The sequence below is a fragment of the Streptomyces marinisediminis genome, from assembly GCF_026262575.1.
GTDB lineage: Bacteria > Actinomycetota > Actinomycetes > Streptomycetales > Streptomycetaceae > Streptomyces > Streptomyces marinisediminis.
Window position 1 is genome coordinate 22,826 of record NZ_JAPKFL010000019.1, and the last position, 13,354, is coordinate 36,179.

A 13,354-nucleotide genomic window follows, 5' to 3' on the forward strand; every position below is an offset into this window, starting at 1 on the left:
CCAACGGAGTGACCCCACGTCGCGCCCCGGTTTCGGCGGTGCGACGCGAAGTCGCCTGGCATATTCCGCCAATCCGGACGGCTCTCATCACCCACAGGAGTGAGAACCGGGATCAAACCACCCACCACGCGCCGTCACCGTGCCCGGGCGCGCGCCCCCATGACCCCGGATGAGATTCACCCGTTCGAGTCGTCTCCCGGTTGACCGGCCTCCCCGCGGCCCACCCCCCTCGGCGCTAGGGACGTCCGGCGCGGCGGGCTACCCTTGCCCGCATGGCAAACAAACGCTCGGGTGGTGGCCTCTCCGCCACGCAGCAGGCCGCCAAGTTCCTCGGCGTCAGCGTGCTGGCCGGAGCCGTCATGGCGGGCCTCGCGCTGCCCGCCGCCGGGATCGTCGGCCTCACCGCGAAGGAGACGGCCCAGGGCTTCGAGGAGCTGCCGACCGACCTCAAGCGCCCTCCGCTCAGCCAGAAGACGCAGATCCTCGACGCCGAGGGCAACCTCATCGCGGACGTCTACTCGCGCAACCGCGTCGTCGTCCCGCTGGACGAGATCTCGCCGTGGATGCGCAAGGCGATCGTCGCCATCGAGGACTCGCGCTTCTACGAGCACGGCGCCGTCGACCTCAAGGGCGTCCTGCGCGCGCTGAACCGCAACGCCCAGGCCGGCGAGGTCACCCAGGGCGCGTCGACGCTGACGCAGCAGTACGTGAAGAACGTGTTCGTCGAGGAGGCCGGCAACGAGGAGGAGGCGTTCGAGTACGCCACCCGCCAGACGATCGGCCGCAAGATCGTCGAGCTGAAGTACGCGATCGCGGTGGAGGACGAGCTCACCAAGGACCAGATCCTGGAGAACTACCTCAACATCACCTACTTCGCCTCCCAGTCCTACGGCGTGGAGGCCGCCGCCGAGCGCTACTTCTCCAAGAGCGCCGCGGACCTCGAACTGCACGAGGCCGCGCTGCTGGCCGGGCTCGTGCAGTCCCCCGAGCGCTACAACCCGCTCGCGGACGAGGAGGAGGCGAAGAAGCGCCGCGACGTCGTCCTCGACCGCATGGCCGACGTCGGCGACATCTCGCCCGAGGAGGCCGCGGAGGCCCAGGCCCGCCCGCTCGGCCTCAAGGAGAGCCAGCCGCGCAACGGCTGCATCACCGCCACCATGGAGGCGGGGTTCTTCTGCGACTACGTGCGCGAGTCCTTCCTCGGCAACCCGGCCTTCGGCGAGACCGACAAGGAGCGCAAGCAGCGCTGGGACCGCGGCGGCCTGACCATCCGCACCACCCTGCGCCCCGACGACCAGGAGGCCGCGGCCGAGGCGGCGAGCAGCAGGGTGCACAAGGACGACGAGGTGGCCGCCGCCGTCGTCTCCGTGGAACCGGGCACCGGCCGGATCACGGCGATGGCCCAGTCCCGCCCCTACGGCACGGACTCCGAGAAGCACCAGACGTCGATCAACCTGTCGGTCAACAACGACATGGGCGGCTCGGTCTACGGCTTCCCGGTCGGCTCGACGTTCAAGCCGGTCGTCGCGGCCGCCGCGCTGGAGGAGGGCGTCAGCCCCGCGGACACGTTCACCTCCAAGGCCGACCACACCTTCGACGAGGACGAGTTCACCACGTGTGAGGGCCAGCCCTACGGCGAGGGCGAGTACCCGCTGTCGAACGAGCTCGACAGCGAGTCCGGCACCTGGGACATGACCAGCGCGTTGAAGCTGTCCATCAACACCTACTCGGTGGACCTCATCGCCAAGACGGGGCTGTGCGAGGCCGCGTCGATGGCCAAGGACATGGGCATCAAGCAGGGGTCCGGCAAGCCGATCGAGATGAAGCCCTCCATGGTGCTCGGCGCCCAGGGCAGCAGCCCGCTGACGATGGCGGCCGCCTACGCGACGTTCGCGAACCGGGGCACCTACTGCGAGCCCATGGCCATCGACTCGGTGACCGACGTCCAGGGCGCGGAGCTGCGCCCGGCCGGCCCCAACTGCGCCGAGGCCATGTCGCCCAGGACGGCCGACACCATCAACACGATCCTGAGCGGCGTCGTCGAGGACGGCACCGGCCGCTCCGCCGGCCTCACGGGCCGCCCGAACGCCGGCAAGACCGGTACGACGGACGGCCGCAAGCACGCCTGGTTCGTCGGCTACACCCCGGACCTGTCCATCGCCGTGTGGGTCGGCGGCGACGGCACCACGCAGCCGGAGATGTTCGACATCACCATCGGCGGCCAGTACTACCCGAAGGTCTGCGGCGGCTGCCTGCCCGGACCGATCTGGAAGGACGTGATGACGGGCGCGCTGGAGGACGTGCCGGCCACCGAGTTCCACACGGTCGACGTGCCGCGGGGCGACGAGGACGAGGACGACGGTGACGACCGCGACGAGCGCGGCGACCGGGAGGACCGGGACCGCGACGACGAGGCGCGGGGCGACGACCGCCCGGGCGACACCCGTCCCCCCGGCCAGCCCGGCGGCCCCGGGACCCCGGGCGAGCCGGAGTTCACCGGCTTTCCCTGGCCCGAGCCCACCACCGGCGGCGGCGGCGACGGCCCGGGCGGCCCCGGGGGCGGCGGCGACCCGGGCGGCCCCGGCGGCTGGACCGACGGCGGCACCCCCGGCTTCCCCCCGCCCGCGCGCTAGCCGTACCGGTCACGAGCGTCGTCGACACCCGCAGGTCTTGCTCGCGGCGAACACCGCCGCCGTGGTGGAGCCGGTCAGGGCCGCACCGCAGGGAGGTCCGCGCGCTCCACCGGGACACCGGGGCGCGGGACGGCGGGACGGCGGGCCCGGGATCCGGCGCGGGAGGCTCGCGGCCCGGTGTCCCGGCGCGGCGGGTCCCCGCCAGGGCGGACGGCGGGCCGGGGCCCGCGTGTCCGCCCGGGCGCGGCTCAGGACGCCCGGGCGCGGGTGCCGTTCAGGACGCCAGCGCGCGCTTGACGGCGGCGGCCACGCGGCCGCCCTCGGCCCGCCCGGCGACCTTCGGGTTGACGGCCTTCATGACGGTGCCCATGGCCTTCGGCCCCTGCGCGCCCGTCTCGGCGACGGCCTCGGCGACCAGGGCGGACAGCTCCTCGTCCGAGAGCTGGGCCGGCAGGTAGTCGGCCAGGACCTCGCCCTCGGCGCGCTCGCGCCGGGCGGACTCCGCGCGACCGCCCTGGTCGAAGGCCTCGGCGGCCTCCCGGCGCTTCTTCGCCTCGCGCGTGAGCACCGCCAGCACCTCGTCGTCGGAGAGCTCGCGGGCCGCCGTGCCCGCGACCTCCGCCTTGCTGATCTCGGTGAGCGCCATGCGCAGGGTGGCGGAGCGCAGCTCGTCGCGCTGCTTGATCGCCGCGGTGAGGTCGTCCTGGAGCCGGGACTTGAGCGTGGTCATGGCGTTCAGTGTGCCAGGCGCGTCCGCGGAGCCGCGCGCCGTCGTGTGTCGTCGGCGCGCGGGCGCGGGGAGCGCGGGGAGCACGCCCCGTCGCCCCAGGGCCGGTCGGGGTGGCGGGGCGTGCCGTCTGCGGGGCGTGCGCCGGGCGGGGCTACGCCGCCGGGACGCCCAGGCCGCGCGCGAGCACCGGCCAGGAGGCGCGGAACTCGCGCTCCCAGTAGCGCCAGCCGTGCAGGCTGCCCTGGTAGAAGTGGGTGGTGGCGTGGACGCCGAGGTCGGCCAGGCGGTTGGCGAAGGCGCGCGAGGTGAGGTCGGTGGCGACCTCCAGGGCGTCGACGCCCTGGTCCGGCGGGTCGAGCGGGCCGGGCCGTCCGTTGCCGTTGGCGATGTAGAGCGGGAGGTCGCGCAGCCCGGCGGCCTGCTCGTAGGGGTTGTTGGCGGACCAGCGTGCGCGCCCTGACCACAGGTTGCCCCACAGCCCCACCGGGTTCTCGCCCTCGCGCACGAGGATGCCGGAGATGACGCTGCGCATCCCGGTCATGGTGGTGTGCAGCAGTCCGCTGTAGGAGGCGGCGGCGTGGAACAGGCCGGGGTGCAGGGCGGCGTACTTCATCGCGCCGTAGCCGCCGACGGAGATCCCGGCCACGGCGCGGCGCTCGCCCGCGCCGTACGCGGCCAGGAGTTCGGGCAGTTCCGCGGTGTGGAACGTCTCCCAGCCGGGGCCGCCCAGGCCGTAGTTCCACCAGTCGGAGTAGAACCCCGCCTGGCCGCCGCTGGGCAGCACGGTGAGGACGTCCTTGTCGGCGAGGAAGCCCTCGATGTCGGTGTACCGGGTCCACGAGCGGTACTCCGCCTCGTCGGGGCCGTGCAGCAGGTACAGGGTGGGCCACGTCCGCCCGGCGTCGGGCCGCCACCCGGCCGGGAGCAGCAGCCGGACGCGGGCCTCGAAGCCGAGCGCGGGGGAGTCCACGGTCAGGTCGAGGGTGCGGTCGTCGACGCGGTCCTCGGCGACGACGCGGGCGCCGCCCGGACCGTCACCGCCGCCGTCGTCGCCGGGGGGCCAGGGCCACCAGGCGGGCGCGGCGGCCCCGGCCTGCGGGGCGAGCAGCAGGGCGGCGAGAACGGCGGCCAGCAGGCCGGCGGCCCACCGGCGTGCGGCCCACCGGCGTGCGGCCCACCGGCGTGCGGCCCACCGGCGTGCGGGGCGCCGGTGCGCGGGGCGCCGTGCCGGACGCGGCGCGCGGGCGGGGGGTGTCGTGCGAAGCCTCATCTCGGTGCCTGCCTGTCGCGGTCTGCCGGGGGAGTGGGGTGCCGGGGGCGGGGGGTCACAGCGGCATGTTGCTGTGCTTGCGCTGGGGTGGTGACTGCCGCTTGTTCGCCAGCAGGCGCAGCGCGCCGGCCACGTGGTGGCGGGTCTCGGAGGGGCGGATCACGGCGTCGACGTAGCCGCGCTCGGCCGCGACGTAGGGGGTGGCCAGGGTGCGCTCGTACTCGGCGATCAGCTTGCGGCGCAGTTCGGCGCGGGACGGCTCGGGCCGCTCGGCCAGCTCCGCGCGGTGCAGCAGCCCGACGGCGCCGGCCGCGCCCATCACGGCGATCTGCGCGGTGGGCCAGGCGAGGTTGACGTCGCAGCCCAGGTGCTTGGAGCCCATCACCGCGTAGCCGCCGCCGTAGGCCTTGCGCACGACGACCGTCACCGTCGGCACCGTCGCCTCGGAGTAGGCGTACAGCAGCTTGGCGCCGCGCCGGATGATGCCGCCGCGCTCCTGCGCGAGCCCGGGCAGGTAGCCGGGAACGTCGGCGAAGGTGAGGACGGGCAGGTTGAAGGCGTCGCAGAAGCGCACGAAGCGCGCGGCCTTCTCGGAGGCGTCGATGTCGATGGTCCCCGCCTGGTGCAGCGGCTGGTTGGCGACGACGCCGACGGTGCTGCCCTCGACGCGCGCCAGTGCGCAGATCATGTTGGGCGCGAAAAGCGGCTGGATCTGGAGGAGTTCGCCGTCGTCGACCACGGCGCGCAGCACGTCGCGCATGTCGTAGCCCTGGTTCGGGGCGCCCGGCACGAGGTGGTCCAGGTGCGTGGCGTCGGGGGCGCTGCCGGGGCCGGTGGCGTACCGGGGCGGCGGTTCGAGGTTGTTGGCGGGCAGGTAGCCCAGCAGGTCGCGCACCCAGTCGACGGCGTCCTCCTCGTCGGCGGCCAGGTGGTGCGCGGTGCCGGTGACGCGGCTGTTCAGCTCGGGCCCGCCGAGGTCGTCGGGCGTGGTCTCCTCGCCGGTCACGGTGCGCACGACGTCGGGGCCGGTGACGAACATGTGGGAGACGCCCTCGACCATGACGGTGAAGTCGGTCAGCGCCGGTGTGTAGACGGCCCCGCCCGCGCACGGCCCCAGGACCAGCGAGACCTGCGGGATCACCCCGGAGGCGTTCGCGTTGCGCCGGGCCAGCTCCGCGTAGTGGGCCAGGGAGACGACGCCCTCCTGGATGCGCGCGCCGCCGGAGTCGTTGATGCCCACGACCGGGCAGCCGATGCGCTGCGCCAGGTCCATGAGCTTGAGCACCTTCTGCCCGGACGCCTCGCCCAGACTGCCACCGAACACGGTGAAGTCCTGGGAGAAGACGCACACCGGGCGCCCGTCGACGGTGAGGTGGCCGGTGACCACCCCGTCCCCGTACGGCGCCGCCTCCTCCGGCCGGTAGCCGGTGGACGGGTGCCGGGCGAGCCGGTCGGTCTCGGTGAACGAGCCCGGGTCGGCCAGCAGCGCGATGCGCTGGCGCGCCGTCAGCTTGCCCTTGCGCCCCTGCCGGACGGCGGCGCGGGCGTCCGCGCGGCGCACGGCCTCCTCCTCGCGCCGCGCCCAGTCCGCGAGGCGCTCGGCGGGCCCCGGCGCGTCGGCGTACCCGTCGTGGGGGTCGGGATCGGTGCCGGGGGTCATGAGCTGCCTCCCGTGGTGAGGGCCGCGCCGAGGTGCCCGGCGACGCGGTCGACGTGCGGCGGGTCGATGACGGAGAGGTGGTCGCCCGGGACCTCGACGACGGTCAGGCCGGCGCAGTGCTCGTCCCAGCCCAGCGCGCGGTCGGTGCGCCGGTAGCGCGGGTCCAGGGCGACGGTGGGCTCGTGCGGCGCGGCGGCCCGGTACAGCACCACGGCACCGTCGTACGGGCCCGGCCGGTACTCCTCGGCGACGTGGGTGTCCACCGCCGAGGTGTACTGGTGGCGCAGGGCCGCCGCGCCGATGTCCAGCCCCGGGTGGGCGGCGAGCAGGTCGGTCAGGAGCCCGATCCGCTCCGGCGCCGACCGCCCGGCCAGCTCGTCCCAGGGCACGTCGAGCCGGGCCCCGTAGGTGTGCTCGATGTGCCGGACGAAGCGCCTGAGCCGCTCCGTCCCCGCGTCCGCGGCGTCGCCGCCGTCCCCGCGCAGCGGCAGGACCGCGTCGATCAGCACCACCAGCTCCACCTCGGCCCCCGCGGCGGTGAGCCGGCGCGCCGTCTCGTGGGCGAGGACGCCGCCGAAGGACCAGCCGCCCAGCCGGTACGGCAGCCCCGGCGGCTGCCGCTCGCCCAGCAGTTCGGCGTAGCGCGCCGCCTTGGCCTCGACGGTGGCCAGCTCCGCCAGCCGCTCCAGGCCGTAGCAGGGGAAGCCGCGCGGGAGCCGCTCGACCAGCGGCCGGTAGACGCTGGTCGGCCCACCCGCGGGGTGGAAGAGGAACAGCGGCGCGCCGTCCGCGCGTTCGCCGGGCTCCGGGGGGCGCAGCACCCGGAGGGGGTCCCCGGGGGCGTGGTCCACGTGGTGCCGCACGGCGTCGGCCATGCCGGCGACGGTGGGGCGGGCGAGGAGGTCCGCGGCGTCGAGCGGGTGGCCGAGCTCGGCGGCGAGCAGCTCGGCGAGGGCGGCGGCGCGGGCCGGGGTGCCGCCCACGGAGGGGAACGCGTCGTGGCGCACGTCGAACGCCGCGTCGGGCCCCAGGAGCCGCCGCCACAGGCGGGCGACCAGCCGCTCGGCGGGGTCGCGCGGCCCGACGGGCGGGGCGGCGGGCCGCGCCTCGACGGGCGCGAGGCGCGGGCGCCCGGGGGCCGCGGGTTCCGGCTCCCCGGGTTCCAACCCCCCGGGTTCCGGCTCTCCGGGGCCCGGCGTCAGGCGCAGCTCGCGCGCGAGGAACCCGGCCACGTCGGCCAGGCCCGCCCCGCGCAGCAGCGGTGTCAGCGGCAGCCGGACGCCGAAGTCGCGCTCGACGGCGTTGCGGGCGCGCTGGGCCATCAGGGAGTCCAGGCCCAGCGTGGTGAGCGGGGTGTCCGGGGCGAACGCGTCGGCGGGGTGCCCGGTGATCCCGGCGAGCACCGTGCGCAGCCGCGCCGTCAGCACCGTCCGGGCGCGGGCGGGCGGCAGCGCGGTGAGCGCGTCGGGGCCGGGCCAGGCGTCGGCCGGGGCCGCGCCGTCACCCGGCGCGGCGTCGGTGCCGGTGCCGGTGCCGTGGGCTGGCGTCGCACCGTACTCCGGCGTCGCACCGTCCTCCGGCGCCGCACCCGCCCCCGTGCCGGCGTCCGACGCGGGAACACCGGGCTCGCTGAACCAGTGCCGCCGGTGCCGCCACGCCCGGCGCGGCAGGTCGGCCAGGTGCCCGCTCCGGTAGCGCTCGGCGAGCACGGTGGGGTGGCCGTGCAGGTGGAGCTGGGCCAGCGCGGTGTGGAAGGCCGTCGCGTCGTCCTCGGCGCGGTGCAGGGTGCCGGTGGCGAGGACGTCGGCCACCCCCTCGGCGGCGGCGGTGGCCTCCACGGCGCTGACGAGGAGCGGCCCGGGGGAGAGCTCCAGGTACGCCCGGTGCCCGTCCCGCACGGCGGCGGAGACCGCCGCGGACAGGCGCACCGGGCGGCGCAGGTTGGCGGCCCAGTAGTCGGCGTCGCAGGCGGGCAGCTCGCGCGGGTCCTCGTGCACGGTGCCGTACCAGGGGACCTTCGGGACGGTGGGGCTCAGCGCGGCGAGCTCCTCGCGCAGCTCCGCCAGCAGCGGTTCCACCTGCGGGGAGTGCCCGGCGGCGGTGACGCGCAGCGGCTTGGCGAGCCGCCCGGCCCGCTCGACCCGCGCCACCAGTTCGGCGACCTGCTCGGCCGGCCCGGTCACCGTCAGGTGCTGCGGGGCCGTGAGCACCGCGGCCGTCACGTCGGACAGGCGGCCGCCGTCCTCCCCCACGAGATCGGCGAGTTCGCCCGGGGACAGCTCGACGGCGGCCATCGCGCCGCCCCCGGCCGCGCTGGCCCCGGCGAGCAGCCGCGCGCGGACGGCCATGACGCGCAGCCCGTCCGCGGCGTCCAGCGCCCCGGCGGCCACCGCGGCGGCGACCTCGCCCATCGAGTGGCCGATCACCGCGGCGGGTTCGACGCCCGCCGCCCGCCAGCGCGCGGCGAGGGCGACCTGGACGCCGAAGAGGGCGAGCTGGTCGCGGAAGAGCCCGGGCGCCTCGGCGGTGTCGCGCAGCGCGGTGGACAGGGCGAAGCCCGCCTGTGCGGTGAACAGCGGGTCCAGTGCCCGCACGGCGTCCGCGAAGGGGGCGTCGGCCTGAAGCAGACGCGCGGCCATACCCGGGTACTGCGAGCCGAAACCGGAGAACACCCACACCACCCCGCGCCCGGCCGCCCCGGAGCGGACGACGGGACGGTCACCGGCGGCCACCCCGCGCAGCGCGGCGGCCAGTGCGGCCCGGTCGGCCCCCACCGCGGCGGCCCGGTACGGCAGGTGGTCGCGGTGCCGGGCCAGCGTGAAGGCGACGTCGCCCGGCGGCGCGCCGGCGTCGTCCGCCAGCCACCGGGCCAGCCGGGCGGCACCGGTGCGCACGCGCGCCGGGTCGGCGTCCGACAGCGCCAGCACCTGCACGCCGTCCGGCGCCGGCGCGGCGGGGCGGTGCTGCGGCCACTCCTCCACCACGACGTGCGCGTTGGTGCCGCCGAACCCGAACCCGGAGACCCCGGCCACCGCGCGGCCCGAGTAGCGCGGCCACGGCGTCGGCGCGGTGACCACCCGGAGGCGGTCGCGGTCCAGGCGCAGGCGGGGGTTGGGCCGGGTGTGGTGCAGGGTCGGCGGTATGCGCCCGTGCGCCAGGCCGAGGACCACCTTCATCAGCCCCGCCACCCCGGCCGCCGCCTCCAGGTGCCCCAGGTTCGTCTTCACCGAGCCGAGCAGCAGCGGCCGTCCGGACTCCCGCGCGCGGCCCAGGACGGCGCCGAGCGCCTCCGCCTCGATCGGGTCGCCCAGCGGCGTCCCGGTGCCGTGCGCCTCGACGTAGTCCACGGCGGTCGCGTCGACGTCGGCGCGGGCGCAGGCGCGGGCCAGCAACTCGCGCTGGGCGCCGGGCCGGGGCGCCATCAGGCCGTTGGAGCGGCCGTCGGAGTTGGTGGCCGTGCCGCGCAGGACGGCCAGGACGCGCGAGCCGTCGCGGCGGGCGTCGGCGAGCCGCTTGAGCACCAGCACCCCGCACCCCTCGCCGCGCACGATCCCGTCGGCCGCCGCGTCGAACGCCTTGCACCGTCCGTCGTGCGAGAGCGCCCCGGCGAGGCCGAAGGTCGCGGAGATCGCCGGCGTCAGCAGCAGGTTGACGCCGGCGGCGAGCGCGGTGTCCGACTCGCCGTCGGCCAGGCTCCGGCACGCCAGGTGCACGGCGACGAGCGAGGACGAACAGGCGGTGTCCACGGTCATCGACGGACCGTGCAGGTCCAGCACGTAGGACAGCCGGTTGGCGAGCACGCTGGGCGCCGCGCCCGTCGCCGTCCACTCCTGGACGCCGCGGAGGGTGCGCGCGGTGAGCTGGGCGTACTCGGTGGCCGACGCGCCGACGAACACCCCCGTGCGGCTGCCCCGCAGCGACGCGGGCGGCACCCCGGCGTGCTCCAGCGCTTCCGTGGCCACCTCCAGCAGCACCCGCTGGTGGGGGTCCATCAGCGCGGCCTCGCGCGGGGTGACGCCGAAGAACTCCGCGTCGAAGCCCGCGATGTCCTCCAGCACCCCGGCCCGGCGCTCCACGCCCGCCAGCAGCCGGGTCTCCTCGGCGCCGCGCGCGAACGCCGCCCAGCGCTCGGCGGGCACCTCCCCGACGGCGTCCCGGCCCGCGTCCAGCAGCTCCCAGAACGCCTCGGGGCCGTCCGCGCCGGGGAAGCGGCAGCCCAGTCCGACGACGGCGATCGGCGGGCCGGCCGGCCCGCCGGGGCCGGGGGCCGGGCCGAAGGCGTCTTCGGGCGCAACGGCGTCCGGGGCCCCCTCGGCGTCCTCCACCGCCAGGTGTCCGGCCAGGGCGCTGACCGTGGGCCGCTCCCACGCCAGCGTCTCCGGCAGGGCCCGGCCCACCCGGTCGGCCAGCTCGGCGGTCAGCGTCGTCGTCTGCACCGAGGACAGGCCCAGCTCGGTCAGCGGCGCGTCGGCGTCCACGGCGGCGGGGTCCACGCCGGTGAGGTCGGCGACGCGGGTGACGAGCCACCGGCGCAGCGCCGCGGCGTCCTCGGCGCTCACTGCCCGGCCTCCGGGGCAGCGAACCGCTCGACGTGCGCCCCCGCCTCGTCGCGCGCCTCGTCGTGCGCCCCCGCCTCGTCGTACGCCCCAGCGAGGTAGGCCCGGCGCGCGGCGGCGCGGGCGACCTTGCCGCTGGAGGTGCGCGGCACCGACCCCGGTGGCAGCAGCCGCACGTCGTGGGCGGCCACGCCGTGCCGGGCCGAGACCGCGCCGCGGACGGCCGCCGCCACCTCCGCGGGCGGCGCCTGGCCGGCGCGCGCCGTCTCGGCCACCAGCACCAGGCGCTCGCCCGGGTCCCCGGCGGCGTCCGTTGGCGCCGGGACGGCGAACGCGGCCACGTGGTGCGGGCGGACGGCGGCGTGCGCCTGCTCGGCCGTCAGCTCCAGGTCCTGCGGGTAGTGGTTGCGGCCGCCCACGATGACCAGGTCCTTCAGGCGGCCGGTGACGTACAGCTCGCCCTCGTGCAGCACGCCCAGGTCGCCGGTGCGCAGCCACGGCCCGCCCGCGTCGTCCGGCAGCGTGCCGGCGAAGGCGCGGCGGCCCTCCTCGTCCGGGTTCCAGTAGCCGCGCGCGACGTTGGGCCCGCGCAGCCACAGCTCGCCCACCCGGCCGGGCGGCAGCGGCGTCCCCGACTCCGGTGCCACGACGCGCAGTTCCTGCCCGGCGGGCAGGCCGCAGGAGACGTAGACGCCGCCCGCCTCCGGGGCGGCGGGCGGCCGGGCGGTGCCCGCGGCCAGCGCCTCGCGGTCCAGCACGGTGGTGCGCGGCGGCCGTCCCGCGCGGCTCGCCGCGGCCAGCACCGTCGCCTCGGCCATGCCGTAGGAGGGCCGGTGCGCCTCGGGCCGCAGCCCGCACGGGGCGAACGCCGCCTGGAACCGCTCCACCGTGGCCGCCCGCACCGGCTCCGCGCCGTTGATCATCACCCGCACGTCGTCCAGCCGCAGCCAGTCCTTCTCCTCCGGGCCGACGCGGGCGGCGGCGAGGTCGTAGGCGAAGTTCGGCGCCGCGGTGACCGTGCGCGGGTGCGTGGACAGCAGCCGCAGCCAACGGCCCGGACGGCGCAGGAACGCGGCCGGGTCCATCAGCACGGCGTGCAGCCCGCAGACGACGGGCGAGGCCACCGCGAGCACCAGCCCCATGTCGTGGAAGAGCGGCAGCCAGCTCACCACCGTGTGGCCGCTGCCGGGCCCGAACCCGTAGGCGTCGCACACCTGCCGGACGTTGGCCAGCACGTTGGCGTGACCGATGACGGCTCCGGTGGGACGGCGCGTCGAGCCCGAGGTGTACTGGAGGTAGGCGACACCCTCCGGCTCACCGGCCGCCGCGCGGTGACCGGCGGGCCGGTGGTGACCGGCGGCTCCACCCTCCTCGGCGGCCGCCTCCACGTCGACGACCAGCGGACGGCCCGGCACGGTGCGGCGGGACGCGCGGGGCTCGCCGGGGTCGGGCGTGCCGGGGTCGGGCGTGCCGGGGGCGGGCTGGCCGGGGGCGGGCTGGCCGGGGGCGAGCCCGGCCACCAGCTCGCGCACGTCCGCCTCGTGCGCGGCGGTCGTGAGGACGGCGGCGGGCGCGCAGTCCGCGAACGTCGCCGCCAGCCGGTCCGCGTGCCCCGAGCGCCCCGGCGGCATCAGCGGCACCGCCACGGCACCGGACCGCTGCGCCGCGAGCACGGCCACGAGGTAGTCCACACCCTGCGGCGCCAGCACCGCCACCCGCGCACCGGGCTCGACGCGCGCCGCCAGCCACCCCGCCACCGCCGCCGTACGGCGCTCCAGCTCCGCCCAGGACACGGTGGTCGCCGTGCCCCGGGCGGAGTGGGCGAAGTCGACGAAGGTCACGGCCCGCGCGTCCGGCCGCTCCCGGGCCCAGTGGCGCAGCCAGCCGTCGAGCGACCCGGGCTCGGCGGGCGCCTGCGCCGGGGCGGCGGACCCCGTGGCGGGCGCCGCCGCGGAAGCTGTCGCGGACGGTGCGCGGGCGGGCACCGTGCTCGGGGATGTGGGGGTGGGCATGGCGGTGCTCTCCAATGCTCATGGTGGGCGCCTGCTCACAAGGGGGGCGCCGACGAAGCGGGAGACGGAACTCGGCCGTGGGGGACGGCTCAGTATTCGAAGTCGGTCATGGCGTTGTCAACGCTGAATTGTGCGTTTGCCGTGGTGGTTGAATTCTGTGCGTTGTCTGTCAGTTCGGTGAGTGTGTCGAGCGTCGCGACTATGCCCCGGGTGACAACTTTTCCGACGCTCCTGCCTGCGCAAACTCCAGCCCGGGCACCGGCGTTGCGGTCGGGCGGACCGGGTGGCTAACCTCCCGGGACCGGAAGCGCCACCCCCCGCCTTCCCGCGCGCGGAAAAATTCCGAACCCGCCGACTCGCCCTTTCCGCCCCCGCGCGCAAAAACGCTCGCCGCCGAAATACCCGGCACGACTCCGCCCCTTTCCACCACCCCCCGAGCCGCAATCCCCGGGCCCCGGGCTGGCCACCACACCGCGCACCGGCACCACCTGTC

6 protein-coding genes are annotated in these 13,354 nt (G+C 76.6%); 1 reads left to right on the forward strand and 5 read right to left on the reverse strand.

Features of this window, described 5'->3' with window-relative positions; all coding sequences use genetic code 11:
- The first annotated feature begins 272 nt into the window (after nucleotides 1-272).
- Complete coding sequence (locus tag OSB71_RS16620; protein WP_265948889.1) at nucleotides 273-2,633, forward strand: transglycosylase domain-containing protein; 2,361 nt, start codon at nucleotides 273-275, stop codon at nucleotides 2,631-2,633.
- Nucleotides 2,634-2,907: 274 nt separating this feature from the next.
- Here the strand turns inward: OSB71_RS16620 and OSB71_RS16625 are convergent, their stop codons facing one another.
- From OSB71_RS16625 to OSB71_RS16645, 5 genes are all read right to left on the reverse strand, one after another.
- Nucleotides 2,908-3,363, reverse strand: a complete 456-nt coding sequence (locus OSB71_RS16625; RefSeq protein ID WP_265948890.1) for a GatB/YqeY domain-containing protein — start codon at nucleotides 3,361-3,363, stop codon at nucleotides 2,908-2,910.
- A gap of 151 nt (nucleotides 3,364-3,514) precedes the next feature.
- Nucleotides 3,515-4,633 (reverse strand): alpha/beta hydrolase, encoded by a 1,119-nt coding sequence (locus OSB71_RS16630; protein WP_265948892.1) that lies wholly within the window; start codon nucleotides 4,631-4,633, stop codon nucleotides 3,515-3,517.
- Between the two features lie 55 nt (nucleotides 4,634-4,688).
- Complete coding sequence (locus OSB71_RS16635) at nucleotides 4,689-6,293, reverse strand: acyl-CoA carboxylase subunit beta (RefSeq protein ID WP_265948893.1); 1,605 nt, start codon at nucleotides 6,291-6,293, stop codon at nucleotides 4,689-4,691.
- Nucleotides 6,290-10,852, reverse strand: coding sequence for a type I polyketide synthase (locus tag OSB71_RS16640; protein WP_265948894.1), 4,563 nt, complete (start codon nucleotides 10,850-10,852; stop codon nucleotides 6,290-6,292). The genes OSB71_RS16635 and OSB71_RS16640 overlap by 4 nt, the downstream gene beginning before the upstream one ends.
- Nucleotides 10,849-12,861 carry a fatty acyl-AMP ligase gene (locus OSB71_RS16645; RefSeq protein WP_265948896.1) on the reverse strand — a complete coding sequence of 671 codons (2,013 nt, stop codon included), beginning with the start codon at nucleotides 12,859-12,861 and terminating at the stop codon, nucleotides 10,849-10,851. The genes OSB71_RS16640 and OSB71_RS16645 overlap by 4 nt, the downstream gene beginning before the upstream one ends.
- Between the last annotated feature and the right edge of the window lie 493 nt (nucleotides 12,862-13,354).

Excerpts from the sequence above, each read along its gene's own strand:
- OSB71_RS16630 (WP_265948892.1), bottom strand. The coding sequence starts at position 4,633 with ATGAGGCTTCGCACGACACCCCCCGCCCGCGCGCCGCGTCCGGCACGG.
- OSB71_RS16620 (WP_265948889.1), top strand. The coding sequence starts at position 273 with ATGGCAAACAAACGCTCGGGTGGTGGCCTCTCCGCCACGCAGCAGGCC.
- OSB71_RS16645 (WP_265948896.1), bottom strand. The coding sequence starts at position 12,861 with ATGCCCACCCCCACATCCCCGAGCACGGTGCCCGCCCGCGCACCGTCC.
- OSB71_RS16625 (WP_265948890.1), bottom strand. The coding sequence starts at position 3,363 with ATGACCACGCTCAAGTCCCGGCTCCAGGACGACCTCACCGCGGCGATC.
- OSB71_RS16635 (WP_265948893.1), bottom strand. The coding sequence starts at position 6,293 with ATGACCCCCGGCACCGATCCCGACCCCCACGACGGGTACGCCGACGCG.